The organism is Actinospineispora eucalypti (genome assembly GCF_039543365.1).
Taxonomy (GTDB): Bacteria; Actinomycetota; Actinomycetes; order Mycobacteriales; family Pseudonocardiaceae; genus Pseudonocardia; species Pseudonocardia eucalypti.
Genome location: NZ_BAABJP010000043.1, coordinates 53,446 through 77,405, shown reverse-complemented (window position 1 = coordinate 77,405; position 23,960 = coordinate 53,446). Strand labels below are relative to the sequence as shown.

The 23,960-nt window shown below is 71.3% G+C and carries 25 protein-coding genes; 10 read left to right on the top strand and 15 right to left on the bottom strand.

Annotated elements, in window-relative coordinates; genetic code table 11:
- Nucleotides 1–17: 17 nt before the first annotated feature.
- Nucleotides 18–692, bottom strand: coding sequence for a GntR family transcriptional regulator (locus ABEB12_RS31960; protein WP_185063456.1), 675 nt, complete (start codon nucleotides 690–692; stop codon nucleotides 18–20).
- Between the two features lie 201 nt (nucleotides 693–893).
- Between ABEB12_RS31960 and ABEB12_RS31955 the strand changes: the two genes are divergently transcribed.
- A complete protein-coding gene (locus ABEB12_RS31955) occupies nucleotides 894–1,142 on the top strand; it encodes a type II toxin-antitoxin system prevent-host-death family antitoxin (protein ID WP_185063455.1) in 249 nt (82 codons plus the stop codon).
- 92 nt (nucleotides 1,143–1,234) lie between these two features.
- Nucleotides 1,235–1,564, top strand: a complete 330-nt coding sequence (locus tag ABEB12_RS31950; RefSeq protein ID WP_221498460.1) for a type II toxin-antitoxin system RelE/ParE family toxin — start codon at nucleotides 1,235–1,237, stop codon at nucleotides 1,562–1,564.
- A gap of 30 nt (nucleotides 1,565–1,594) precedes the next feature.
- On the opposite strand, the gene ABEB12_RS31945 is transcribed toward ABEB12_RS31950, so the two are convergent.
- From ABEB12_RS31945 to ABEB12_RS31935, 3 genes are all read right to left on the bottom strand, one after another.
- On the bottom strand, nucleotides 1,595–2,581 hold the full coding sequence (locus ABEB12_RS31945; protein WP_185063454.1) for a pyruvate dehydrogenase complex E1 component subunit beta: 987 nt from the start codon (nucleotides 2,579–2,581) through the stop codon (nucleotides 1,595–1,597).
- 58 nt (nucleotides 2,582–2,639) lie between these two features.
- Nucleotides 2,640–3,614: a thiamine pyrophosphate-dependent enzyme gene (locus ABEB12_RS31940; RefSeq protein WP_221498459.1), complete on the bottom strand. Its 975-nt coding sequence runs from the start codon at nucleotides 3,612–3,614 to the stop codon at nucleotides 2,640–2,642.
- A gap of 495 nt (nucleotides 3,615–4,109) precedes the next feature.
- Nucleotides 4,110–4,691: a TetR family transcriptional regulator gene (locus ABEB12_RS31935; protein ID WP_185063453.1), complete on the bottom strand. Its 582-nt coding sequence runs from the start codon at nucleotides 4,689–4,691 to the stop codon at nucleotides 4,110–4,112.
- Nucleotides 4,692–4,742: 51 nt separating this feature from the next.
- Between ABEB12_RS31935 and ABEB12_RS31930 the strand changes: the two genes are divergently transcribed.
- The 3 genes from ABEB12_RS31930 to dinB are packed head-to-tail and all read left to right on the top strand — an operon-like array spanning nucleotide 4,743 to nucleotide 8,423.
- On the top strand, nucleotides 4,743–6,125 hold the full coding sequence (locus tag ABEB12_RS31930; protein ID WP_185063452.1) for an AarF/UbiB family protein: 1,383 nt from the start codon (nucleotides 4,743–4,745) through the stop codon (nucleotides 6,123–6,125).
- The gene (locus ABEB12_RS31925) at nucleotides 6,122–7,219 is read left to right on the top strand and encodes a cytochrome P450 (RefSeq protein ID WP_185063451.1); all 1,098 of its coding nucleotides are present in this window, start codon (nucleotides 6,122–6,124) and stop codon (nucleotides 7,217–7,219) included. The genes ABEB12_RS31930 and ABEB12_RS31925 overlap by 4 nt, the downstream gene beginning before the upstream one ends.
- Nucleotides 7,220–7,232: 13 nt before the next feature.
- On the top strand, nucleotides 7,233–8,423 hold the full coding sequence (dinB, locus tag ABEB12_RS31920) for a DNA polymerase IV (RefSeq protein ID WP_345703356.1): 1,191 nt from the start codon (nucleotides 7,233–7,235) through the stop codon (nucleotides 8,421–8,423).
- A 211-nt stretch (nucleotides 8,424–8,634) separates the two neighbouring features.
- On the opposite strand, the gene ABEB12_RS31915 is transcribed toward dinB, so the two are convergent.
- Nucleotides 8,635–8,853: a hypothetical protein gene (locus ABEB12_RS31915; protein ID WP_185063449.1), complete on the bottom strand. Its 219-nt coding sequence runs from the start codon at nucleotides 8,851–8,853 to the stop codon at nucleotides 8,635–8,637.
- A 795-nt stretch (nucleotides 8,854–9,648) separates the two neighbouring features.
- Here ABEB12_RS31915 and ABEB12_RS31910 point away from each other — a divergent pair.
- The 3 genes from ABEB12_RS31910 (at nucleotide 9,649) to ABEB12_RS31900 (ending at nucleotide 11,631) form a co-directional block, all read left to right on the top strand.
- The gene (locus ABEB12_RS31910) at nucleotides 9,649–9,864 is read left to right on the top strand and encodes a DUF2795 domain-containing protein (protein ID WP_185063448.1); all 216 of its coding nucleotides are present in this window, start codon (nucleotides 9,649–9,651) and stop codon (nucleotides 9,862–9,864) included.
- Nucleotides 9,865–10,187: 323 nt separating this feature from the next.
- Complete coding sequence (locus ABEB12_RS31905; protein WP_185063447.1) at nucleotides 10,188–11,027, top strand: acyl-CoA thioesterase domain-containing protein; 840 nt, start codon at nucleotides 10,188–10,190, stop codon at nucleotides 11,025–11,027.
- 31 nt (nucleotides 11,028–11,058) lie between these two features.
- Nucleotides 11,059–11,631 carry a TIGR03086 family metal-binding protein gene (locus ABEB12_RS31900; protein ID WP_185063446.1) on the top strand — a complete coding sequence of 191 codons (573 nt, stop codon included), beginning with the start codon at nucleotides 11,059–11,061 and terminating at the stop codon, nucleotides 11,629–11,631.
- A gap of 15 nt (nucleotides 11,632–11,646) precedes the next feature.
- On the opposite strand, the gene ABEB12_RS31895 is transcribed toward ABEB12_RS31900, so the two are convergent.
- Nucleotides 11,647–12,234, bottom strand: coding sequence for an LmrA/YxaF family transcription factor (locus tag ABEB12_RS31895; RefSeq protein WP_185063445.1), 588 nt, complete (start codon nucleotides 12,232–12,234; stop codon nucleotides 11,647–11,649).
- Nucleotides 12,235–12,287: 53 nt separating this feature from the next.
- On the opposite strand from ABEB12_RS31895, the gene ABEB12_RS31890 reads away from it, so the two are divergent.
- Together ABEB12_RS31890 and ABEB12_RS31885 are read left to right on the top strand one after the other, a co-directional pair.
- Nucleotides 12,288–13,307 (top strand): NAD(P)-dependent oxidoreductase, encoded by a 1,020-nt coding sequence (locus tag ABEB12_RS31890; protein WP_345703355.1) that lies wholly within the window; start codon nucleotides 12,288–12,290, stop codon nucleotides 13,305–13,307.
- Nucleotides 13,304–14,251: an AEC family transporter gene (locus ABEB12_RS31885; protein WP_185063443.1), complete on the top strand. Its 948-nt coding sequence runs from the start codon at nucleotides 13,304–13,306 to the stop codon at nucleotides 14,249–14,251. The genes ABEB12_RS31890 and ABEB12_RS31885 overlap by 4 nt, the downstream gene beginning before the upstream one ends.
- On the opposite strand, the gene ABEB12_RS31880 is transcribed toward ABEB12_RS31885, so the two are convergent.
- From ABEB12_RS31880 to ABEB12_RS31840, 9 genes are all read right to left on the bottom strand, one after another.
- Entirely contained in the window at nucleotides 14,248–15,165 is a 918-nt protein-coding gene (locus ABEB12_RS31880; RefSeq protein ID WP_185063442.1) for an SDR family oxidoreductase, read from the bottom strand. The two genes, ABEB12_RS31885 and ABEB12_RS31880, sit on opposite strands and share 4 nt — an antisense overlap.
- Nucleotides 15,166–15,196: 31 nt before the next feature.
- Nucleotides 15,197–16,333 carry a serine hydrolase gene (locus ABEB12_RS31875; protein ID WP_185063441.1) on the bottom strand — a complete coding sequence of 379 codons (1,137 nt, stop codon included), beginning with the start codon at nucleotides 16,331–16,333 and terminating at the stop codon, nucleotides 15,197–15,199.
- 121 nt (nucleotides 16,334–16,454) lie between these two features.
- Complete coding sequence (locus ABEB12_RS31870; protein ID WP_185063440.1) at nucleotides 16,455–17,576, bottom strand: MCE family protein; 1,122 nt, start codon at nucleotides 17,574–17,576, stop codon at nucleotides 16,455–16,457.
- A complete protein-coding gene (locus tag ABEB12_RS31865; RefSeq protein ID WP_185063439.1) occupies nucleotides 17,573–18,700 on the bottom strand; it encodes an MCE family protein in 1,128 nt (375 codons plus the stop codon). The genes ABEB12_RS31870 and ABEB12_RS31865 overlap by 4 nt, the downstream gene beginning before the upstream one ends.
- The gene (locus ABEB12_RS31860) at nucleotides 18,697–19,824 is read right to left on the bottom strand and encodes an MCE family protein (RefSeq protein ID WP_185063438.1); all 1,128 of its coding nucleotides are present in this window, start codon (nucleotides 19,822–19,824) and stop codon (nucleotides 18,697–18,699) included. The genes ABEB12_RS31865 and ABEB12_RS31860 overlap by 4 nt, the downstream gene beginning before the upstream one ends.
- Nucleotides 19,821–20,885, bottom strand: coding sequence for an MCE family protein (locus tag ABEB12_RS31855; protein ID WP_185063437.1), 1,065 nt, complete (start codon nucleotides 20,883–20,885; stop codon nucleotides 19,821–19,823). Before ABEB12_RS31855 ends, ABEB12_RS31860 begins: the two co-directional genes overlap by 4 nt.
- Nucleotides 20,882–21,913: an MCE family protein gene (locus ABEB12_RS31850; RefSeq protein ID WP_185063436.1), complete on the bottom strand. Its 1,032-nt coding sequence runs from the start codon at nucleotides 21,911–21,913 to the stop codon at nucleotides 20,882–20,884. Before ABEB12_RS31850 ends, ABEB12_RS31855 begins: the two co-directional genes overlap by 4 nt.
- Complete coding sequence (locus ABEB12_RS31845; protein ID WP_185063435.1) at nucleotides 21,910–23,091, bottom strand: MCE family protein; 1,182 nt, start codon at nucleotides 23,089–23,091, stop codon at nucleotides 21,910–21,912. The genes ABEB12_RS31850 and ABEB12_RS31845 overlap by 4 nt, the downstream gene beginning before the upstream one ends.
- Nucleotides 23,088–23,960, bottom strand: a complete 873-nt coding sequence (locus ABEB12_RS31840) for an ABC transporter permease (protein ID WP_185063434.1) — start codon at nucleotides 23,958–23,960, stop codon at nucleotides 23,088–23,090. Before ABEB12_RS31840 ends, ABEB12_RS31845 begins: the two co-directional genes overlap by 4 nt.

Here is a 23,960-nt window from a genome sequence, read left to right as displayed (position 1 = left end):
GAACGAACCCGGGGCTCTCAGGGGGTGAGGGAACGCTCGGCCATGGACGCGGCGAACTCCACCCGGCGCATGGTCGCCGACCACACCGCCTCGGTGTCCCGCTCCCGGAACGCGGCGAGCAGTGCCCGGCGCAGCGAGTCGGCCTCGGCAACGTCGGCCTCACTCGCCCGGCTCATCGCGATCCGGTAGTAGCGGTCCATCGCCCGCCACACGCGTTCCATGATCCGCAGGTCCCAGGCGGTGGCCACCGGCGCGACCAGCCCCACCCGGAATGCGTGGTACAGCTCGAAGGCCTCGTCCGTGTCGTGCCCACCGGTGTTGCTGACCTGCAGCAACTGCTCCAGCCGGTCCAGCTCCTCGGCCGCGATGACCTGACACGACTTGACGTGCAGGTCCGGCTCGATCAACCCGCGCAACCGGGTCAGCGAGTGCAGTTCGTCCGCGTCCAGCGGTGCCACCACGGCGCTGCGGCCGCGCCGGGTGACCAGCAGGCCCTCCGCCTCCAGGCTGCGCAACGCCTCGCGCACCGGAATGAAGCTGACCCCGAGCTGTCCGGCGATCTGGCGCAGCGAAAACTCCTGCCCCGGCGCTAAGCGGCCGGACAGGATCGAACTACGAATCTCCGAAGTGACCCGCTCGACAACCGAGGCTGCCTCAACCGGGCGAACGAACGCCGCTGCGCTTGTCATCATCTCTCCGAGGGTATCGGACTTGCGGCTATATCCTTGCACAGGCAACGGAGAACAGTAGGCCTTATAACATCGCAATGCACCGTCTAGGCTACAGTATTCGCTCTATCTGGCACGAATATAGACCAGAAGTAGCTCGCAATCGGCCGGGATTCTGGCCAGCGATTAGCCTGAATTCTGGCTAGAACTGTTATCATTTCCGCCATGCCCCGCAACCTGCCGCTCAGCGAGGCCAAGGACAAGCTTTCCGCGTTGGTCGAAGAGGTGCAGACCACGCACGAGATCGTGGAGATCACCAGGCACGGCCGGTTGGCCGCCGTGCTGATGGCGGCGGACGACCTGGACTCGCTGCACGAGACGCTGTACTGGCTCTCCCAGCCGGCCATCGCGGACGCGGTGGCGTCCGCCGAGGCGCAGTACGCGTCCGGCGAGACCACCCCGGCCCAGCGGTGAGCCATCCCCCGTACTCGCGGAATCGGGCCAGGCCGAGCCCACCCAGCCGGTTTCCCCGCCCGTGGCCGGACCCACCGGTCGAGGCCCCGGGGGTGGCCGCCGGGGCGCCCGGCTCGCGGTCCGCCGGCCCGGCCGCCCCGGGGGCGACCCGCTGGCGGATCGCGCTCACCGCCGAGGCCCGGCGCGGGCTGCACCGGCTGCCCGGCCGGGTGGCGGCGGCCATCGACGCGTTCCTCACCGGACCACTGGCGGCCGACCCGGCGGCAGTCAGCGTGCCGCTGCGCAACGAGCTCACCGCGTACCGGTCCGCGCGCCGGGGCGACTACCGAGTGCTAGTTCGGCTGGACGAACGGGCACGGACCGTGTTGGCCGTCCGGGTCAGCCACCGGGCGGACGCGTACCGGCCGAAACGGAATCAGTAGCCTATATAGACATATAATAATCGGTGGAATTCAGCCGGATGTCACCTGGCGGACGGCCGTGACCAGGTCGTTCGGTGTCGGGAAGTGGGTCTGCTCCAGCTCGGTGGCGAACGGCACCGGGGTGTTCGCGGCGGCCACCCGCAGCACCGGCGCGCGCAGCGTGCCCCACAGCTTCTCCTGCAGCACGGCGGCCAGCTCGGCGCCGAACCCGGCCCGCCTGACCGCCTGGTGCAGCACCACCGCGCGGGTGGTCTTGCGCACCGACTCCAGCACCGTGGCCTCGTCCCACGGCTGCAGCCAGCGCAGGTCCACCACCTCGACGTCGATGCCGTCGCCGGCCAGCTGCTCGGCCACGCCGAGCGCCAGCGGAACCTGCGAGCCGTAGGTGACCACGGTGACGTCCGAACCCTCGCGGGCGACGTTCGCGCTGCCCAACGGCACCTTGTGCGCGCCGTCCGGGACCATGCCGGTGGACCCGTAGAGCATCACCGGCTCGAAGATGATCACGGGGTCGGGGTCGTCGATCGCGGTGCTCAGGATGCCCTTCGCGTCCGCCGGGGTGGACGGGATCGCCACCTTCAGGCCCGGCGAGTGGATCATCCAGGCCTCCACCGACTGGGAGTGCTGGGCGGCGAAGTTGAGCCCGCCGGAGAGCATCCCGCGCACCACCATGGGCACCGTGGTCCGCCCGCCGGACATGTAGCGCAGCTTGGCCGCGTGGTTGGCCACCTGGTCGAAGCAGACCGCGTAGAAGTCGGCGATCATGATCTCCGCGATCGGCTTGCCGCCGAGCATCGCCGAGCCGATCGCCGCGCCGATGATCGCCTGCTCGGAGATCGGCGTCTCGCGCACCCGGTCGCGGCCGAACTTGGTGGACAGCCCCTTGGTGATGCCGAACGCGCCACCCACCGGGTCGATGATGTCCTCGCCCAGCAGGAACACGTCCGGGTCGTTCTCCAGCGCCGCGTGCAGGGTTGAGTTGAGGGCGGCGACCATCGACTGCTTGGACTCGCTCATTTCTCCACCTCGTTGTGGTTCCGTCGGGCGCGGGAAGCTCCTGCCGGAGTCGCCGGCCTCATGCCGGCACCACTTCCGCGTAGACGTCGGTGTAGGTATCCGCCGGGTCCGGTGGCGGCGAGTTGAGCGCGAACTCGACGGCCTCCGCGACCTCGGCGTCCACGCGGGCCTCCAGGGCGGCGATCTCGTCCTCCGAGGTGGCCCCCTGATCGATCAGTCGCTGGCGGTAGGCCGGCACCGGGTCGTTCGCCATCGCGGCGGCCATCTCCTCCTTCGGCATGTACTCCATCGTGTCCACGCCGAACACGTGCCCCATGAAGCGGTAGGTCATGGCCTCGATCAGCGTCGGGCCCTCGCCGGCGCGGGCGCGTTCCACGGCGGTCCGCGCGGCGTCGTACATGGCGTCCGGGTCGTTGCCGTTCACCGTCACGCCCGGCATGCCGTAGGAGCTCGCCCTCGTCGCGACCTCCTTGACGTTCATCGACTCCATGCGCGGAGTGAACTCGCCGTACTCGTTGTTCTGGCAGACGAAGACCACCGGCAGCTTCCACACCGCCGCCATGTTCAGCGACTCGTGGAAGGCGCCGATGTTGGAGGCGCCGTCGCCGAAGTAGGTCACCGTCACGTTGGGCGAGCCGGTCATCTGCGAGCGCAGCGCCAGCCCGTTGGCGATCGGCACCCCGCCGCCGACGATCCCGGAGGTGGCCATCACGCCCACCCGGGGGTCGTTCAGGTGCATGATGCCGCCCTTGCCCTTGCTGGTGCCGGTGGAGCGGCCAATGATCTCGGCGATGACCTCCTTGAGCGGGGCGCCCTTGGCGATCGTGTCGTGCAGGCCCCGGTAGGTGGTGGTGATGTAGTCATCGGCGGTGAGCGCCGCCGAGACGGCCGCCGGTATGCCCTCCTGGCCACGCGGCGAGTAGTAGATCACCGACACCGCGCCCTTCATGATCTGCTGGCGCATCGACTCGTCCGTCCGGAAGATCCGGTACATGCGCTCGTAGATGCCGAGGCGCGTCTCCTTATCGGTCACGACCGCGTTCCTTTCACCGTTGAAGCAAGCCGGGGCGCGCGACACAGCGTAGTACGTACACACTCCACATGTCTCGCCCAAGTTGGGGTCCGTTCGGTGCGGTGCGGGTTTTAAAGATCGGCTTGGACGGCGCGGCTCGGCTTCCTGCCGGGCTGAGGTGCCGCCCGTCGCCTTTCGGTGCGCTCCAGCCTGAACCTGCAGCCACCCTGAGTGACCAGTTCTGTGACGGTTGGGACAAATGCGACGGCGAGGCGGCGGAAGCTCGGGGCCGTATGCACCGAGAGCTGGCTCAGTCCGGTTCGATCATGGGCGGGACCGGACTCAGCATGCTCTCGATGACGACCGGCGACTACACCCGGTAACCAACCCCCGAAACCGAGCGGCAACAGCCGCCCGAACCGCAACGGCCGGCACCCACCCCAACCGACCACCCCACCCGGCCGTCCGAGCCAATCTTTAAAGCCGCACCCGCCCACCCAAAAGCACCACAAGACGTCACCCAAGCAAAGCCGCAACCATCTCCACCCAGGTCTCCACGAACTGAGAGTCGTCCACGCCGATCGGATCGGCGCCCAGCAACAGCCGCAACAACCGAGTGGAGAACAGTGCACCCAGGGCTACCGCGGCCACTGCCTCCGCACGTTCGGGCGACAATCCCGCCCGCTCGGCCAGCCAGTCGGCGAAGCCGGCGTAGGTGGCCTGCACCAACTGCCGGACGGCCGATTCGACCAGGTCGGGGCGGGTGCGGCTCTCCGAGGCCAGGATGCGCAGCAGGTCGGCCTCCCGGTCCAGCTCGGCCAGCGCGTAGCGGGCGGTGAGGGTGAGCTCGGCGCGCAGGTCGCCGAGGCCGGTGAAAAGTGCGCGGATGTCGCGCAGCGCGGCCAGCCGGGACAGGTGTCGCTCGATCCCGGCGGCGAGCAGCTCCTCCTTGGTGCGGAAGTGGTGGTAGATGCCGCCCGCGCCCGGACTCAGCCCGGCCGCCCGCTCGATCTGCACCACGCTGGTGCCCTTGTAGCCCTGCCGGCCGAAGAGCTCCATCGCCGCGTCCAGGATCCGTTCCCTGGTTGACACCGCCATGTTCCTAAGTAAACACTTAGCTCATCCAAGAGGGAACTGAGGGGACGGAAAATGACGGAGGAGATCCCCGGCGGACGGGTGGCCCGGGTGGCCCCGCTGGTCGGGCTGGCCGGGCGGACCGCCGGCGAGGCCGTGGTCGCCGCGCTGCGCAACCAACGGCGGGGCGTCAAGGCGGCCGACCGCCACACCCGCAACGCCGAGCGGTACGCCGAACAGCTGGGCCGCTCCCGGGGCGTGCTGATGAAGGCCGGCCAGATCCTGTCCTTCGTCACCTTCTCCACCGCCGTCGAGGACGAGTACCGGGGCATCTACCAGCAGGCGCTGGCCCGGCTGCAGGACTCCGCTCCACCGATGCCGGCAGAGCTGGCGGTCCGGACGCTGACCGAGGAGCTGGGGCGCTCTCCGGGCGAGGTGTTCACCGAGTTCGACCCGCAGCCGGTGGCCGCCGCGTCCATCGGGCAGGTGCACAAAGCCCGGCTGCCGGACGGCCGGGCGGTGGCGGTGAAGATCCAGTACCCGGGGGTGGACCGGGCGATCCGGGCCGACCTGAAGAACACCGAGCTGCTGGCCACCTTCTTCCGGCTGCTCGCCGGCATGGCCCCGGGGCTGACCAACATGGACCTGCGGGCAATGGCCGCCGAGGTCAGCGAGCGGATCGGCGAGGAGATCGACTACCTGACCGAGGCGGCCAACCAGCGCGAGTTCGCCGACTTCTACCGGGGCCACCCGTTCATCCGGGTGCCCGAGGTGCTCGACGAGCTGACCACCCGCCGGGTGCTCACCATGGAGTTCGTGGAGGGGCAGCGCTACGCCGAGGCGCTGCGCGCCGGCCAGGACCTGCGCGACCGGTGGTCCGAGGCGATCTTCCGGTTCACCGCCGGCAACCTGCGGCTGCTGCGCGCCTTCAACGCCGACCCGCATCCCGGGAACTACCTGTTCCACCCGGACGGCACGGTCACCTTCCTGGACTTCGGCTGCGTGAAGCGGTTCCGCCCGGAGCAGGTGCGGACCATGCAGGCGATCATCCGGGCCACCGCCGCCCGGGACCCCGAGGCCATCCTGCGGGAGGCCGCCGAGGGCGGGTTCGTGGACCTGGCCGATCCGCCGGACGCCGGGGAACTGCTGGCCTGGTTCGTCGACTCGCTGGCTCCGCTGGTCGGACCGCAGCCCTACACCTACACCGAGGAGTTCGCCCGGACCGTGGTGAACGCCGAGTTCTCCCCGAACGGGCCGCACGCGCGGGTGGTCCGCAAGCTCACCACCCGCTCGGACTACCTGTTCATCTCCCGCATCGACACCGGCATGACCGCCGTGCTCGGCGCACTGGGCGGCACCGGCCCGTGGGCCGCCATCAAGGACGAGTGGGACAACGGCGGCCCGCCGGCCACCAAGTACGGCGAGCTGGACTTCGAGTTCCGGGGGGTCCGGACATGACCAGCGCGACCGACGCCCCGGTGCACTGGGACGCCGCCACCAACGCCTACCGGGTGACCGGGTTCGAGGAGGTCACCGGGGTGCTGCGGGGCAGCGGCTGGAGCAGCGACCCGCGCAACGGCGAGTGGGCCAACGAGGCGCTGCGCGAGCTGCCCCAGGGCTCGCTGCTGCTCATGGACCCGCCCGAGCACACCCGGCTGCGCCGGTTGCTCGCCCCGGCGTTCACCCCGAGGGCCATCGAGGCCCTGCGGCCCCGGGTGGCGGCGGTGGTGGACGCGGTGCTGGACGACCTGTTCGCCGACGGCCCCGAGGTGGACGTGTTCACCGAGGTGGCCGCGCCGGTGCCGCTGGCAGTGATCTGCGAGCTGTTCGACGTGGGCACCGAGGGGGCCGAGCTGTTCGCCGCGCAGACCTCGAACCTGGTCCGGCTGCTCGAGTTCAACCCCACCCGGGACGACCTGATGCGCTCGGCCACCGCGTCCACCGAGGTGATGCTGTTCCTCACCCCGCTGCTGGTGGAGCGGTCCGACCGGCCGGGAAACGACCTGATCAGCGAGCTGCTCGGGCTGGAGGGGCTGACCCTGGACGAGGTGCTGGCCACCTGCATCCTGCTGCTCGCCGCCGGCCACGAGACCACTACCAACCTGATCACCACCGGCACCCACGAGCTGCTGCGCCACCCCGAGCAGGTGCCGCACCTGCTGGCCGACCCGGCGCGCGCGGTGGAGGAGCTGATCCGGTTCACCGGGCCGGTCAAGGCGCTGGTTCGCACGGCGGTGGCGGAGCAGCGGGTGGGTGGCGCACGGATCGGCGCCGGCCAGACGGTGGTACTGGATCTGCATGCGGCCAACCGGGACCCGCGCCGGTTCGACCACCCGGACCGGCTGGACCTGACCCGGGTGCCGGCCGGTCACCTCGGCTTCGGCGGCGGCATCCACTTCTGCCTCGGCGCGGCGTTGGCGCGACTGGAGGCGACGGAGATGCTGCCGAGGTTGTTCTCCCGGTACCCCGGGTTGCGCCCGGTGGACGAGGCACCGCGGTGGCGCCCGTCCACCGCGTTCCATGCACTGGAGGAACTGGCCGTCACGGGGTGAGGTATGCGAACATCTGTTCGTGTCCGAGTCGATCCTGCACGCCGACCTGGACTCCTTCTACGCCTCGGTCGAGCAGCGCGACGACCCCCGGCTGCGCGGCCGGCCGGTGATCGTCGGCGGGGGCGTGGTGCTGGCGGCCTCTTATCAGGCCAAGGCCCATGGCGTGCGCACCGCGATGGGCGGTGCGCAGGCCCGCCGGCTGTGCCCGGGGGCGATCGTCGTGCCGCCCCGGTTCGAGGCGTACACCGAGGCCAGTCGGGCGGTGTTCGAGGTCTTCCACGACACCACGCCGCTGGTCGAGGGCCTGTCCATCGATGAGGCGTTCCTCGAGGTCGGCGGCCTGCGGCGGCTGACCGGGGAGACCCCGGAGCGGATCGCCGCCCGGCTGCGCGCGCGGGTGGCGGAGCAGGTCGGGCTGCCCATCACCGTCGGCGTGGCGCGCACCAAGTTCCTGGCCAAGGTGGCCAGCCGGGTGGCCAAGCCGGACGGGCTGCTGGTGGTGCCCACCGAGGGCGAGCTGGCGTTCCTGCACCCGCTGCCGGTGCGGATGCTGTGGGGGGTCGGCGAGGTCACCGCCGGCAAGCTGCACGGCTGGGGCATCACCACCGTGGCCGAGGTCGCCGAGCTCACCGAGGCCACGCTGGTGGCCCTGCTCGGCCGGGCGTCCGGGCGGCACCTGCACGCGCTGGCGCACAACCGGGACCCCCGGGTGGTGCAACCCGGGCGCCGGCGCGGCTCCATCGGTTCGCAGCGCGCGCTGGGCCGCCGCCCCCGGCCGTGGGCCGAGGTGGAAACCATGCTGATCGGGTTGGTGGACCGGGTCACCCGGCGGATGCGGGCGGCCGAGCGGATCGGGCGGACGGTGACCCTGCGGCTGCGGTTCGCCGACTACACCCGGGCGACCCGGTCCCACACGATGGCCGAGGCCACCGCGCACACCCAGACGGTCCTCACCTCGGCCCGCACGCTGCTGCGCGCGGCCCGTCCGATGATCGACAGCCGGGGCCTGACTTTGATCGGCATCGCGGTGGGCAACCTGGCCGAGGCATCCACCGGGCAGCTGACCCTGCCCTTCGACCGGCCACCGCCGGAACTGGACACGGCGGTGGACCTGGCCCGGACCCGGTTCGGCCGGACGGCGGTCACCCGGGGCGTGCTGCTGGGCCGCGAGCTGGATGCGGACATGCCCATGCTGCCGGACTGAATCGGGGAAATCCGGGCAGCGGTTTCGCGGTGCGGAAAAAACGGTCGAGATAGTCCCGTAATAAGGACGCGACTACCCCACGCGGGCAATCAGACAATTTCGGCGAACCGTTGCGCGCGGTGGACCTCATCACCGCGCGCAACGGCTGCCGTAACTCACGTGCACCTTGCTCCCCTCGAGCCGTTCAACAGGGGTAAACGGCTCGGTGGGATCAGAGCCCGATGAGCCCCAGAATGCTGGAAAGCAGGCCACCCACGATGGGCAGGCCGCCCAGCGCGCTCCCCAGGCCACCCAAAAGGCCACCGACGTCGACGCTGCCACCCGCGGCCGCACCAGCGCCCGCGTCCTGGGCAAACGCAGTGCCACTGCCAATAAGCATCGCGGCGGTGGTCACGGACGCCGGGACCGCCACCTTGTGAAGCTTGCGCACGAGATTTCTCCTTCGTGGAAACCACCCTCCCGGCGAGCGCCGGGAGGTTTTAGTGCCCTTTATTGCTACCGCAGAACTTAGGTAACCGCAAGAAAAATGTTCCACACGGAACGTAGTTCTTAGGCTGCTTTCATTTCGCGGACAGCCGGCATCCAGGTAACCCGTTTGCCGACCCGCCGCGACCGGTCACCCGGTCCCGACCCGACTACCCCTCGTGGCCGGCCGCGAGCGCACAGGACAACACCCGTACGTCTTTGACCAGCCCAGATACCGGCACACGCCAGCGCGACACCGGTCACCGAACGCGCGACCCAGGCCGCGCGAACCACGCCGGCCAATAACGACCGGCGTCACGGCGCAACGAGCCCCCTCGTTACGCGGACCGGTCGAGAACCACCCCTGCGACCGGCCCTAACCCCCCGTCACGCGGGTCCGGATGCACTCATCACTAGTCACATCCAGCACCACACGTCACGATGATCGGAAAGTACCGCGATCCACGCACCGCTCAAAGAGATCTAGTGCAAGGTTTTCGAGATCCACCCGTGATAGCACAGGTCGGCCGAAATTCTTAGCGTGGAGTTAGTATTCGATGGCGCTCAGGCCCGGGAATTTGATTCGATTGCACAGACAACAACCGGGACGCGCCCGGACCCGGGGCCACATCGGAGATCAAATCTCACGCGTCACTTTCACACCATTGGCCTCAAAAGTCGCAAAAGCCGCGGGCACCCTCGCCGGCGAGGGAGTAGTGTGATGTAGGACACATCGCTGCGACGCTCCCGGAGGTGGGCCGTGACCGACCGCACCATCCAGCTCATAGCCGCCGCACTGCAAGGCATCCGCTTCCCGGCGCAAACCTGGGAAATCCTGTCCTGGGCCGACTACAACGGCGTGGACGCGCAGACCCGGCACGCGCTCTGGGCGCTGCCCCCCGGCGAGTACCGGGGCGTGGCCGAGATCGCCTCCGCCGTGACCGCCGCCGAGCAGCGGGGGCAGACCCACAGATGAGACCCGCGCGCGGAACGTGACCGGTTCGGCCTAACCGACCCGTCGCATGCACCACACGCACATCACCGAAGTAAGAACTGCCACTCCGGTGAGAGTGAGCGGCCATTCGACTGACATCCATCCGAGTGTGATGCAGATCATGATTCGGGCGGGCACAATTGACCTCGCTACCCAGCGCAGCGGCCGCCGCACCCCCTGGCGGTCGCTGGGAAACGGCACGGAGCGGGGCTAGGCGGGTGACCCCCCGGTCCGCACTCGTTCCGCTTCGTGCCTCCACCGAACTACCCGGGCGATGCCCGGGACGGCTGGGTAAGGTCGGCCGGGTGAGCGAGGCGGGCAGCTTCTACCGGCCGGTGGGGACGAACCGGTACCTGCCGACCGAGGCCACCACCAGTCCGTGGGACCCGGAGATGCAGCACGGCGGGCCGCCGGCCGCATTGCTCGGCACCGTGCTGGAGGACCTGGTGCGGGGTGAGACCCCGAACCTGCGGCTGGCCCGCATCGCGGTGGACTTCCACGGCCCGATCCCCCGGCGCGTGGGTGAGGTCAGCACCTCGGTGCCCCGGCCGGGCCGGCGCACCCAGCTGGTCGAGGCGGCGCTGCGGGTGGACGGCCGGCTGGTGGTCACCGCGCGCGCCTGGTTCATCGCCACCGGAAGCGGCCCGAACGGCGCTCGTCCCAACGGCGCCGGGCCCGACGGCGCTCGGCCCGACGGCGCGGACCCGGCGGATGGGACCGCTCCGCCGCCGCTGCCCGGCCCCCAGCCGCAGCGGTACTTCCCCGGGCTCACCGAGTGGGGTTACGGCGAGGCGATCGAGTGGCGCTTCGTGACCGGCGGATACCACGTGCCGGGACCGGCGCGGGTGTGGACCCGGGTCCGCGTGCCGCTGCTGCCCGACCGCCCGCTGACCGGGTCGCAGCGGGTGCTGCTGGTGGTCGACTCGGCGAACGGGGTCTCCGCCGCGCTGCCGCTGGACGAATGGCTGTTCATCCCGCCGGCGCTCACCGTGACGCTGATGCGCCACCCGGAGTCCGAGTGGACCTACCTGGCCGCCCGCAGCGACTACGGCCCGGACGGCATCGGCCTCACCCACTGCGAGCTGGCCGACGCCACCGGGCCGGTCGGCACCGCCGGCCAACCCCTGCTCGTCGCCCCCCGGTAGTTTCGCAGTCTCACGCTCAAAGGAGAGCCCGATGGACCTGCGCGCACTGTTCGACGACGCCAACCGCGAGGCCACCGCACTGATCACCGACCTGTCCCCCGAGCAGCTCGGCCGGCCGACCCCGTGCACCGACTGGACGGTGCGCGCGCTGGTCAACCACATGGTCGCCACGACCACCACGATGGGCGGCGCGCGGGAGCGGGGCTCGCTGACCAAGGACGAGCTCACCGGGACTATGGGCGCCGACCTGCTCGGCGACGCCGAGCCGGCCGAGGTCTTCTCCACCGCCGCCGACCGGCTGGCCGCCGCGTTCCGCCCGGCCGACTCGCTCACCTCGACCGTCGAGCTCGGCCACTTCGGGCAGGTGCCCGGCGAGCTGGCGATGAACATCGCGGTCTTCGACATCACCACGCACTGCGCGGACCTGGCGCACGCCACCGGCCGCCCGATGCCCGCCGACCAGCTGCTCGAGTCGGCGCTGGCCATCGGTCAGGGGCTGCTCTCCGGCGGGCGCAGCCCGGAGGCGTTCGGCCCGGAGCAGCCGGCCGCGCCGGGCGACCCGGCCGGCATCCGCCTGCTCGCCTTCACCGGGCGAAAGCTGTAGAGCCGTTCAGCGTGGTCAACCGCGGGCCGCGTCGAGCAGTGGGCCGAGCTCGCGGGCCACGGTGTGCAGCGCGTCCGGGCTGCGTTCGGCCCTGGAGATCAGCACCGCCCCCTCCACCGCGCTCACCATGAGGGTGGCCAGCGCCGGCGCCCGCTCGGCCGGCACGCCCATCTCCACCAGTGCGGCGGCCACCGGTGAGCGCCATTCGTCGAACGCCGCCGAGACGGCCGCGCGGGTCGACTCGGCGCTGTCCGCGCAGTCCACGGCGGCCGCCACCACCGGGCAGCCGCCGGCCTGGTAGCCGGCCGATGCCCACTCGTCCGCCCACTGCGCGGTCATGGCGCGGAACAGCCCGCTCGGCGTCCGGCGTTCGCCCAGCGCCGCCATGAACCGGGGGACGCGCCGGCCGGCGTATCGGCCGCCCCACGCGACCGCCTCGTTGACCAGCTGTTCCTTGCCCCCCGGGAAGTAGTGGCCGAGCGACCCGCGCGGGGCGCGGGCGTGCGCCAACACCGCGCGCAGACCGGTACCGACCACGCCGTGGCGGCGCATCAACTGCGCCGCGCTGAAAACCATCCGCTCGCGCGCTGCCCGTTCGCCCATGCTCGCATACTATGACACCTGTCCTATGACAGCTGTCATAAGCCCCCAAGCCGATTCGGTCGGTTTGGCAGGCTGATTCAGTCGTTCGAGGGGAGAGCCGGATGGGCGACGTCGGATTTGTCGGGCTCGGGGTGATGGGGCAGCCGATGGCGGCGAACCTGGCCCGCGCCGGCACGCCGTTGGTCGTGTACAACCGCACGCCGGGCAAGGCCGAAGCGGCGCGCGCGGCCGGCGCCGAGGTGGCCGCCAGCGTGGACCAGGTGTTCCGGCGCGCGGCCACCGTGCTGCTGATGCTGGCCGACGGCGCGGCCGTGGACGCCACGCTGGCCCGGGGCACGCCGGCCTTCGCCGCCCGGGTGGCCGGCCACACCGTCGTGCACATGGGCACCACCGAGCCGGAGTACTCCCGGTCGCTGGAGGCCGACGTGCGGCGGGCCGGCGGCCGTTACCTGGAGGCGCCGGTTTCCGGTTCGCGCAAGCCGGCCGAGGCCGGCGAGCTGGTCGCCATGCTGGCCGGGGACACCGAGGCGGGGCGGGACATCCGCCCGCTGCTCGGGCCGATGTGCCGGCAGGTGATCGACTGCGGTCCGGTGCCGAACGGGCTGGTGATGAAGCTGGCGGTGAACGTCTTCCTGATCACCCTGGTCACCGGGCTGGCCGAGGCCACCCACTTCGCCGAGCGGCACGGCCTGGACCTGGACCGGTTCCGCGAGGTGCTGAACGGCGGCCAGATGGCCAGCCCGATCTCCCGGGTGAAGATCGACAAGCTGCTGTACGGCGACCATGCCGCGCAGGCGTCAATCACCAACGTGCTGGAGAACAACCGGCTGGTCGCCGGGGCGGCCCGGGCGGCCGGCCTGGCCACCCCGCTGCTGGACGCCTGCCACCGGCTGTACGCGGAGACCGCCGCGCTCGGCCTCGGCGAGGAGGACATGGTGGCCGTGATCCGGGCGATCCAGGCCCGCACCGACGCGGCCGCCGCGCGTGACGGAGGCACCGAACGGCACAGGCGCACCGAGCGGAACGGGGACACCGAGCGGCATGAGGGCACCGAGCGGCCCGCGCTCCGGTGATCCAGTTCGCGCTGCTCAGCCTGCCGGTCTTCGGCGTGGTCGCGCTGGGCTGGGCGGCCGCGCGCACCGGGTTGGTGGACGCGCGGGCGGTGGAGGCGCTGAGCGCGTTCTCCTTCCGTTTCGGGTTGCCGGCGCTGGTCGCCGGGCTGATCGCCGCCCAGCCCATCCGGCAGTCCTTCCACCCGGCTTTCTACGCCGGCTACCTGGCCGCCGGCGGGTTGGTGTTCGCCCTGGTGTTCGGCGCGTCCCGGCTACTGGGCCACCGGCGCGCGGCGGCGGAACGGTTCGTTCAGCCGGGGCCGGACGCGGCGGCCCGGGCCAGCGTGGCGACGGTGAGCAACCTGGGCTTCCTCGGGCTTCCGTTGATGCTGGCGTTCTTCGGCGAGCGGGCCGCCGGGCCGCTGGCCATGGCGGTGCTGGCCGAGGTCATGGTGCTCATGTCGGTCGGCGGCATGCTGATGAGCCGCGCGGCGACCGGTGACGGCGGGCGGTTCTGGCGGGGCGTACTGGGCAACCCGGTGGTGGTGGCCATCGCGCTCGGCGCGGTGGTCGCGGCCCTCGGCGTGACGCTGCCCGGGCCGGTGGCGAAGTTCCTCGCCTTCCTCGGCGGCGCGGCCGGCCCGACCGCGCTGTTCGCCCTCGGCGGCGCACTGGCCGGGCTCCGGATCGGCCGGTCCACGCTGCTCGCCGCCTCCGCGCTCACCGCCGCGAAACTGCTGTTCTACCCGCTGGTCGTGTGGTTCACCCTGGGCGGGCTGCTCGGGCTGGACCGTTTCTGGGTGCAGGCCGGGGTACTGCTGGCCGCACTGCCCTCGGCGGGCAACGTGTACGCGATGGCCAGCCGCTACCGCGCCGACCCGGACCTGGTTTCGGCGGCGACCGCGCTGTCCACCGTGGTCAGTGTGCTCACGGTGCCGCTCGCCGGGTGGCTGGTCATGGGTTAGGTCGTGTGCGCCCAGGAGTCGGGTTGGTTGCCGTCGATGTCGGTGTGGCCGTAGTCGCGGGCCAGGTCGGCCGAGGTCACCGAACGCTGGTTCCACCGGGCACGGTCCGGGTCGGCGGCCAGCGCGGCGACCCCACGACCCACGTACCGGGGCGACTCGGAGTGCCGGAAACCCGGCGGCGCGGTCGGGAAACCGGGCACCGCACCCTCCCGCAGCGCGTCCGCCCAGTTCCGCTCGGTGACACCGAAGTTGCCCAGCATCATCTCCGAACGCAGCCAGCCGGGGGTGACCGCGACCGCCGTGGCGCCGTGCGGCGCCAGTTCGTGGCCCTGGGAGAAGGCCAGCCGGTTGACCGCGACCTTGGCCAGGTCGTAGTACACCGATATCCGGTACCGGTCCGCGTTGTAGTCCGCCGTGCCATCGGTGATCTCCACCAGAAGCCCGCCCGGACGGGAGATCAACAACGGCAACAGGTGGTGCGAGGTGATCAGGTGGGTGTCCACGGCCAGGCGCAGGATGCGCAGCCCGTCGGCCAGGTCGAGCTCCCAGATCGGTGTGTTCCACTGGGGCGGGCCGCCCTTGAGTACCTCGGCACCCCAGATGTCGTTCACCAGCACGTCGATCCGCCCGTGCGCGGCGCCGATGCGCTCGGCCAGTGCGCGCACCTGTTCCGGGTCCAGGTGGTCGACCGGCTCGGCGATGCCCACCCCGCCCAGCTCGGTGACCAGCGCGGCGGTTTCCTCGATGGTCTCCGGCCGGCCGGCGTAGTCGGAGGCCAACCGGCGGTTGGTGCTGCTGCGCCCGGTGCACACCACCGTCGCCCCGGCTTCCCCCAGCGCGGCGGCGATCCCCCGCCCCGCGCCCCGGGTCGCCCCGGCGACCACCGCCACCTTCCCTCGCAACCCCTGCTCCATGCCGCCGCAGGCTACCCACCCAGGACGGTGGCTACAGCGCCGCGTAGATGGCCTGGGTGTACTCGGCGCTGCGGTCGGAGCCGATGATGCCGGCGCCCATCTTGTTCATCATGTAGGAGATGGTCATCCGGCGGCCCAGGTCCATGATGATCATCGAGCCGCCCCAGCCGCCCCAGAAGCAGATCTTCTGGTCCGGGATCCACGGGACGGTCTCGGCCTGCGGCAGCCCGAAGCCGATTCCCCAGCGCAGCGGCACGCCCAGCACCAGGTCAACCCCGTGCGCCTGCTCGTCGAAGATCAGCTCCAACGTCTCCGGGCCGACCAGCCGGACCCCGTCCACCGTGCCGCCCCGGGCCACCGCGGACAGCGTCCGGGCCACCGAACGCGCGTTGGCGTGCCCGTTCGCGGCGCCGATCTCCGCGCGCCGCCAGCCCGCCGTGTTCGCCACCCCGGCGCCGGCGGCCAGCGCGCCGAGCGTCTTGACCATCGGCGTGTCCGGGTCCAGCGCGGCCAGGTCCATGGGCAGCGGCGGCGGGGGCACCACGTCGGCGATCCGGCCCCGGTCGGCCTCGGCCGCGCCGATGCTCAGGTCGGCGCCCAGCGGGCCGGTGATCTCCTCGGCCACGAACGCGCGCAGCGAGCGCCCGTCCACCCGGCGCACCAGCTCGCCGATCAGGTGCCCGTAGTTCAGCGCGTGATAGCCACTGGCCGTGCCCGGCTCCCACCACGGCGGCTGGGCGGCCATCCGTGCGGCGGCGGCCACCGGGTCGTACAGGTCCTCCACCGTGGTCGGCGGTTCCAGCGCGGACACCCCGGACGTGTGGGACAGCAGGTGGCGGACCGCCACCCGCTCCTTGCCGGCGGCGGCGAACTCCGGCCAGTACTTCGCCACCGGCGCATACGCGTCCAGCTGGCCCCGGTCGACCAGCATGAGCGCGGCCAGCGCGCTCACCGTCTTGGTCGTGGACCACACGTTGACCAGCGTGTCCTCGGTCCACGGCACGGTCCGCGCCTCGTCCCGGTGCCCGCCCCACAGGTCGACCGCGATCTCCCCGTCCAGGTCGAGCACCAGCGACGCGCCCAGTTCGGCGCCGGACTCCAGGTTGCGTTCCAGCGCATCGCGCAGCGCCGCGAACCGGCCGTCGCATTTTCCGTTGAGTAGCCCCACGCGCTGACGCTAACCGAGCCGGGGCCAGCCTGCAGAACGCACTGAATCAGCGTGCTGAACCGACTGAATCAGGGTGCGGAACGCACTGAATCAGGGTGCTGAACGCACTGAATCGGAGGGGTTAGCGGCTGGGGCGGGGGGCGTGTTGGGGGCCTCGGACGCCTATGGGGCTGCCCTTGGGTTCTTGGCAGCCGATTTTGCTCAGGTCGTGGGTGTTGGGGGTGAGGTCGTCGGCGGCGCGTTGCTCGTTCAGGGGGATGTAGCCCTTGGTGCAGGGGGGCGGGTCGTAGAACGGGAGGACGAAGGCCAGGCGGCCGCGGCCGGTCGTCTTGTCCGGCAAGGTGGAGCTCATCGCCAGCACCATCGGGTAGGCGACCAGCAGCTGCTTCACCGCCGCGCCCCGCTCCTCCACGACCCGGGTGACCGGGACCAGGTCCTCCAGCACGTCCGAGAGCGGTGAACCGACGTGGTCGACCACCCAGTCCACCTGGTCGGTGGTCTCCGGCAGGTCGTCGATCACCGTGCGCAGGTCGGGATCGGACTTCTTGAGCTCGGCGGCCACCTGGCGCAGCCCCCGGCTGTACTCGCGGATGTCCTGGCTGGCCGCCTGCTGGGTGCGCAGCACCACCTGCGAGTTGTGCAGCAGCGAGACGAACTGGGGCAGGTACTGGTTGGCGGTGCGGGTGACCTCGTCGGCGCCGTCGATCAACCGGCCGATCGAGTCGCCGGTGCCGCTGAAGCCGGCACCGAGCTCGGTGACCAGGGTGCGCAGGGCATCGGTGTTCACGCTGCGGACCAGGGTGTCCGCGTTGGCCAGCACCTGTTCCGGGGCGGGTGGCAGCGCGGTGCGGGCGGCCGGGATCACCGCGCCCTCGGCCAGGTACGGCCCGCCGGCGTGCTCGGGGCGCAGGTCGACGGTCTGCTCGCCGATGGCCGAGCGGTTGGCGATCACCGCGTGCGCATCGGAAGGCACCGGCGGCGCGTCGTTTCGGATGAACAGCTCGGCGGTGACCCCGCCGGGGGTGAGCCGCAGCGCGTTCACCGTGCCGATGGCCACGCCCCGGTAGGTCACCTCGGCGTTGGGGAAGATGCCGCCGGAGTCGGCCAGCTCCACGTCCACCCGGTAGCCGCCGGCGCCGAACAGCCGGTCCAGCCCGGCGTACCGGGCGCCCAGGTAACCGGTGCCGACCAGCGCGATCAGCGCGAAGATGCACAGCTGCACGACCACCTTGCGAGTGATCACCGGTCACCACCCCCCAACGGGCCGAGCAGACCGCCCAGCCCGGCCGGTGCCTTGGGCTTCGGGGCGGGAAGGAGCTCGCCGAGCGGGCCGGGCAGCGGGTTTGACGCGGTGCCCGGGATCGGCAGGAACGGCTGCGAGGAGCGCAGCAGCGAGCCCAGCAGGGCGCTCAGGTCCAGGTCCACCAGCACGTCCACGTTCACGTAGTCGCCGCCGACCGCCTTCAGCGCGTAGTCGGTGAACGGGAAGGTGAGCAGGAACTGCAGCGAGTTCGGGATGTCCGGGCCGGCCTTGTTCAGCTGGTGCAGCACCGGCTCCAGCGAGCGAAGGTCGGCCACCAGGTCGTCGCCGGCCCGGTTGACCGTGCTGGTGGCCACCACCCCCAGCCGGTCCAGCGAGCGCAGCGCGTCCACCAGCTGGCCGCGTTGGTCGGCCAGCACGCCCAGCCCCGGCTCCAGGCGGTCCAGCGAGGTGTTGATGTTGTTCGTCTGCTGGGCGAACGAGGCGGAGAGCCGGTCGATCGCGTCGATGGAGCGCACGATGGTGTCGCGCCGCGCGTTCAGCTGTCCGGTGGTCCGGCCGAGCTGGGTGAGCAGGTCGCGCAGCTGCGGCTCGTTGCCGCCGGCGGCCAGGTTCAGCTCGTGCACGATGTCCCGGACCTGGCCCACGCCGCCCCCGTTGAGCAGCATGGACAGCGCGCCGAACACCTCCTCCACCTCCGGGTAGCGCTTGCTGCCGGACAGCGGGATGACCGCGCCGGGCTGGAGCCGGCCCGACGCCGGGTAGGGCGGCGGCACCAGCGCGACGAACTTCTCCCCCAGCAGGCTGGCCGAGCGCAGCTCGGCCCGGGTGTCGGCGTTCAGCACCACGTTCCCGTTGACCTGCACGACCACCCGGGCGGCCGAGCCGTCCGGGGCCAGGGTGATCTCGTCCACCCGGCCGACCGGCACGTCGTTCACCTTGACCGCGGCGTGCGGCACCAGGTCCAGCACGTCCGGGAACTCCACGGTCACCTTGTACGGGTAGTCACCGAGGTCGGCGCCGCCGGGCAGCGGCATCCCGTACACGCCGGACGACCCGCAACCGGTCAACAAAAACGCGAGAACCACCAGCAACGCACGCTTCATCGGCCCGTCCTCACCGGCGGGCGGCCCGCCTGCAGGTTGCCGAGGATGTCGCCGATCGACGGGATGCCGGTGGCCTTCTCCAGGCCGTCGGCCGCCGCCACGCAGGTCTGGGTGAGCTGCTGGAACACCGAGGGCGAGTACCGCTGCAGGATCGTGCACAGCAGCACCACCGGACCCAGCTGGGTCTCCGGGAAGGCACCGCGCACGGCGATCGAGCCGGACGCCGCGTCGTAGGCGTTCAGGTAGTTGGACGAGCCGAGCGCGGCCGTGTCCACCACCCCGGCGATCGATTTGCGCTCGTTGGCCAGCGCCTCGGTGACCTTGCTCAGCGCCTCGACGTTGCTGGCCAGCAGCTCGCGGTTGTCCTTGACGAACGAGTTGACCTCGCTCAGCGAGCCGGCCAGCGCGTTCAGCGCGTCGCCCGCCTTCTCGTGCTCGCCGCCCAGGTGGCCCATCACGTCGGCCAGCCGGCTCTGCAGCTGGCGCACCTCGGCGTCGTGTTCCACCAGCGTGCCGGTGAACTTGTCCAGGTTGTCCACCGTGGCGGCGAAGTCGCCCCGGGACCGGGCCAGCACGTCGGCCAGCGCGCCCAGCCGGGTCAGCGAGGCGTTCAGGTTGGCCCCGTTGCCGGCCAGGTTGGCGGCCCCGGTGTTCAGCGCCTGGGACAGCGCGCCGGTGCGGTTGGCGCCGTTGGGGCCGAGCTGCACGGCCAGGGTGTCCACGCTCTTCAGCACCTGGTCGATCTCCACCGGGGTGCCGGTGCGCTCGCGGGGGATCACCGTGCCGGAGGCCATTTTCGGGCCTTCCACGTAGGCCGGGGTGAGCTGCACGTACCGGTCGCTGACCAGGCTGGGCGCCACCACCGCCGCCGAGGCGTTCGGCGGGATGGGGAACTCGTCGTCCACGGTCATGTCCACCCGGACCACCGGGCCCTCCGGCGTCACCCGGTCCACCGTGCCGACCTTGACCCCCAGCACCCGCACGTCCGAGCCGGCGTAGAGCCCGACCGCCCGGTCGAAGTAGGCGGCCAGCGTTGTCCCCCCGGAGGGCCGCAGCAGCCACCACCCGGTGGCCACGGCGACCAGCGCCAGCACGCCGACGACGGCAACCAGACGCCGGTTCACTTGCCACCTCCGAGCAGGGGGAACAGCGGGGAGTCCGGCCCGGGCTTCCCGCTGGACAGCCCCTTCGGCGGCGCGCAGGTGTGCGGGTTGAACTGGATGCCGCCGGCCACGATGTTCGGGTTCAACATCCCGCAGAAGTAGCCGTCGAACCACCGGCCGGCACTCACCGCGCCGATGAACACCCGGGTGTAGTTGGCCAGCGAGGCGATGCCGTGTTCCAGGGACGCCTTGTTGCGGGCCAGCATGTCGGTGGTGCGGTCCAGCTCTTCCAGTGCCGGGTGAATCCGGCCCCGGTTGTCCCGCACCAGGCCGCGCAGCTCGTCGGCCAGCCGCCGGGTGTTCTCCAGCAGGTCGGTGATCGCCTCCTTGCGGCGGCTCAGCTCGTCCAGCAGCCTGTTCCCGTCCCGGACCAGCCGCGCGACCTGCTCGTTGCGCTGCGCGACCACGCCGCTCACCTTGGCCGTGCTGGCCAGCAGCGCGGTCACCTCCTTGTCCCGCGAGGTGATCGTCTCGGACAGCCGGGACAGCCCGGTGAGCGTGTTGCCGAAGTGCGCCGGGGTGTTGGCGAACGTGTCCGAGAGCACCCGGAAGCTCCGCGCCAGCTTGGCCGTGTCGATCTGGTCGACGGTGTTGGCCAGCTGGTTGAACGCCTCGGGCACCTCGAACGGGGTGCTGGTGCGCTCGACCGGGATGGGGGCGTCCGGGTCCTGCTGGATCACCCCGGCCGGGCGCACCGCGAGGAACTTCTCGCCCAGCAGGGTCTTGATCTCGATGGCCACCCGGGACTGGTTGCCCACCCGCACGTTCTTCACCCGGAACTCGACCGCTACCTGGCCACGGGAAAGGCCGACGTGGGTGACCTCGCCGACCTTGATGCCGGCCACCCGGACCTCGTCGCCCTCCTTGAGCCCGGCGGACTCGGCGAAGCGGGCGGAGTAGCCGGTGCCGCCGCCGAATCCGGGGATGTCCTCGGCGTGGAACGCCCCGACCACGAGCAGCACGATCACCACCAGCGTGACCAGGCCGACGGTCGCCTGGTTGCGGTCCTGCAAGGGCTTCACGGGCGGCACCTCGGGGACAGCTCGGTGCCGGGAATCGGCAGGATCGGCACGGTGATGCCCAGCTGCTCGATGGAGATCTTGCCGCTGACGATGCAGGCGTAGTACTGGAACCAGCCGCCGTAGCTGGCGGTCGGGATGAGCTTGTCCAGCTTGGGTCCCCAGTTGCGCAGCTGCGGCTCGACGGTGCCCTCGTACTTGTTCAGCAGCTCGGCCAGCTCGCCCAGCTCGTCGATGTTGGCCTTCAGCGGCGGGCGGGCGTCGTGCACCAGGCCGGCGGTGGTGCGGGTGAGGTCGTCGATCGACTCGATGGCCGAACCGATCGCCGCCTTGTCGTCGGCCAGCCCGCTGACCAGGCGCTGCAGCGTGTCCAGCAGGTCGGTCAGCTCGGGTGACCGGGCGCTCACGTTGCCGATCACCGTGTTCAGGTTGGTGATCACCTGGCCGATCACCCGGTCCCGGTCGGCGATGGTGCCGGTCAGGGAGGCGGTGGTGGCGAGCAGGTCGGTCACCGTCTCGCCCTCGCCCTGGAACACCGCGATGATCTCCCCCGAGAGCTTGTTCACCTCGGCCGGGGTGAGGGCCTGGAACAGCGGCTGGAAGCCGTTGAACAGGTCGGTCAGGTTCAGCGCCGGGCGGGTGCGTTCCAGCGGGATGGTGCCGCCGACCGGGAGCACCCCGGGCTCGGCCGGTTTCGGCGCGTCCAGGGCCAGGTAGCGCTGGCCGATCAGGTTCCGGTACTTGATCACCGCGGTCACCCCGGCCGGCAGCGCGCGGCTCTTGTCGACCTCGAAGGCGATCGCCGCGTACTGGTTGTCGGCCACCTCCAGCGAGGTCACCCGGCCGATCTTCACCCCGCGCATGCGCACGTCGTCGCCCACCTGCAGGCCGGACGAGTCGGTGACCATCGCGGTGTACCCGGCGGCCGAGGAGACGGAGGAGTTGGCGATGGTCGCGCCCAGGATCACCGTGAGCACGATGGTGACCACCGCGAATATGCCCAGCTTGACGGCGGGTCCGAGCACCTTCACCGGCGACCCCCCAGCAGACCCGTGAGATCCAGTGGGTTGGGGATGTCCAGCGGCGGGGCGGGGTGGCGGCTGCCGTCCTTGAGCGGCCCGCCCGGCTGGTACTGCGGGGCCGGATCGGTCGACGCGGTCAGGGGGTAGCAGCGCGGGCCGCGGTCATCGGCGTTCTTCGGGTCGTCCAGGCCGGGCAGGTACTTGCCCCGGTTGGCCGCCACGCCGATCTGCACCTTGTGCTGGTTGGGGTGCGCCGTTCCCTTGCCGAACGCGATGTCCGAGGCGGGGATCTCGTACACCGCGTGGTGGAAGATGCACGGGAGCTCCGGCGCGTACCGCTCCAGGATGTCCAGCGTCGGCCGCGACTGCTCGAGCACCTTGACCAGGTTGTCCTGGTTGTCCCGCAGGTACTGGCCGAGGTCGTCCGACGACCCGGTGACGTCGGCCAGCAGCCCGCGCACGTCGTCGGACCGGTCGGCGATCGTGCCGGTGGTGGTGCTGAGGTCGGCGAGGCCGCCGAAGAAGTCCGGCGCGGCGGCCGCGTAGGTGTCGGCCACCGGGCCCAGTGCGTCCAGGGTGCGGATGAGGTCCGGCACCGCGGGGTTGAAGCCCTTCAGGTAGGTGTCCAGCCCGACCAGGGTGGTACCCAGCTTCTCCCCGCGCCCGGAAAGGCCCTGGCGGATCGCGCTCAGCGTGACCGCCACCTGGTCCGGCCGCACCGCCCGCAGCAGCGGCAGCAGCCGGTCGCTGACCCGTTCCAGCTCGATCGCGGCGGTCGAGCGGTCCGCCGGGATGACCGTTCCTTCGGCGATCGGCCCGGCCGGTTGCGCGGGGATCCGCAGGTCCACGTAGCGCTCGCCGAACAGCGTCTTCGGGATGAACCGCGCGGACACGTTGGCCGGCACCAGCTCCGCGTGTTCCGGGTCCAGGGCCAGGGTGAGCCGGGCCGTCCCGGGGTCCCGGCTGATCGCCTTCACCGTGCCCACCGGCACGCCGCGCACCTTCACGTCGGCGCCGGGCACCAGCTGGCTGCCGGTCTCGCCGGCCAGCACGGTCACCGTCACCGCCGGGGTGAACGCCTTGCGGTACATGCCCACCGTCACGACCAGGAACACCGCCGCCACCAGCAGGAACGCCACGCCCAGCAGCTGGTAGCGGCCCCGCTGCTCGCGGTCGTAGCCGCTCATCCGGCAATCCTGACCGTGGTGGTGGACCCCCAGATGGCCAGGCTGAGGAAGAAGTCGGTGACCACGATCAGCACGATCGAGGTGCGCACCGCCCGGCCCACCGCCACGCCCACCCCGGCCGGCCCGCCGGTCGCGGTGTAGCCGTAATAGCAGTGCGCCAGGATCACGAACAGCGCGAACACCATCACCTTGAGGAACGACCAGAGCACGTCCGCCGGCGGCAGGAACAGGTGGAAGTAGTGGTCGTAGGTGCCGCCGGACTGGCCGTAGAACCAGACCGTGGTCTGCCGGGAGCCCAGGTACGCGGTGAGCAGGCCGACCACGTACAGCGGGATGACCGCGACGAACCCGGCGACCACCCGGGTGGTGACCAGGTAGGGCAGGCTGTTCACCGCCATCACCTCGAGCGCGTCCACCTCCTCGGAGATGCGCATCGCGCCCAGCTGCGCGGTGAACCCGCAGCCCACCGTGGCCGACAGGGCCAGCCCGGCGGACAGCGGCGCCACCTCACGGGTGTTGAAGTAGGCGGAGATGAACCCGGTCAGCGCGGCGGTGCCCAGCTGCTCCAGCGAGGAGTAGCCCTGCAGGCCGACCACCGCGCCGGTGAAGAAGGTCATGCCGATCATCACGCCGAGGGTTCCGCCGATCACCGCCAGCCCGCCGGCGCCGAAGCACACCTCGGCCAGCAGGCGCAGCACTTCCTTCGGGTACCGGCGCAGCACCCGGGGGGTGAACGCCATGGCCCGGCCGTAGAACGCCAGCTGCCAGCCCATGTCGGCCAGGCCGGTGGCGCGGTCGTCCACCGCGCGGGCGGCGATCGCCGACAGCGAGCGCCGGGACGGCGGGATGATCGGGGAGCGAAGGGTCAT

Excerpts from the sequence above, each read along its gene's own strand:
- ABEB12_RS31880 (WP_185063442.1), bottom strand. The coding sequence starts at position 15,165 with ATGGAGCAGGGGTTGCGAGGGAAGGTGGCGGTGGTCGCCGGGGCGACC.
- ABEB12_RS31930 (WP_185063452.1), top strand. The coding sequence starts at position 4,743 with ATGACGGAGGAGATCCCCGGCGGACGGGTGGCCCGGGTGGCCCCGCTG.
- ABEB12_RS31960 (WP_185063456.1), bottom strand. The coding sequence starts at position 692 with ATGATGACAAGCGCAGCGGCGTTCGTTCGCCCGGTTGAGGCAGCCTCG.
- ABEB12_RS31935 (WP_185063453.1), bottom strand. The coding sequence starts at position 4,691 with ATGGCGGTGTCAACCAGGGAACGGATCCTGGACGCGGCGATGGAGCTC.
- ABEB12_RS31955 (WP_185063455.1), top strand. The coding sequence starts at position 894 with ATGCCCCGCAACCTGCCGCTCAGCGAGGCCAAGGACAAGCTTTCCGCG.
- ABEB12_RS31945 (WP_185063454.1), bottom strand. The coding sequence starts at position 2,581 with ATGAGCGAGTCCAAGCAGTCGATGGTCGCCGCCCTCAACTCAACCCTG.
- ABEB12_RS31895 (WP_185063445.1), bottom strand. The coding sequence starts at position 12,234 with ATGGGCGAACGGGCAGCGCGCGAGCGGATGGTTTTCAGCGCGGCGCAG.
- ABEB12_RS31840 (WP_185063434.1), bottom strand. The coding sequence starts at position 23,960 with ATGACCCTTCGCTCCCCGATCATCCCGCCGTCCCGGCGCTCGCTGTCG.
- ABEB12_RS31900 (WP_185063446.1), top strand. The coding sequence starts at position 11,059 with ATGGACCTGCGCGCACTGTTCGACGACGCCAACCGCGAGGCCACCGCA.
- ABEB12_RS31925 (WP_185063451.1), top strand. The coding sequence starts at position 6,122 with ATGACCAGCGCGACCGACGCCCCGGTGCACTGGGACGCCGCCACCAAC.
- ABEB12_RS31865 (WP_185063439.1), bottom strand. The coding sequence starts at position 18,700 with ATGAAGCGTGCGTTGCTGGTGGTTCTCGCGTTTTTGTTGACCGGTTGC.
- ABEB12_RS31845 (WP_185063435.1), bottom strand. The coding sequence starts at position 23,091 with ATGAGCGGCTACGACCGCGAGCAGCGGGGCCGCTACCAGCTGCTGGGC.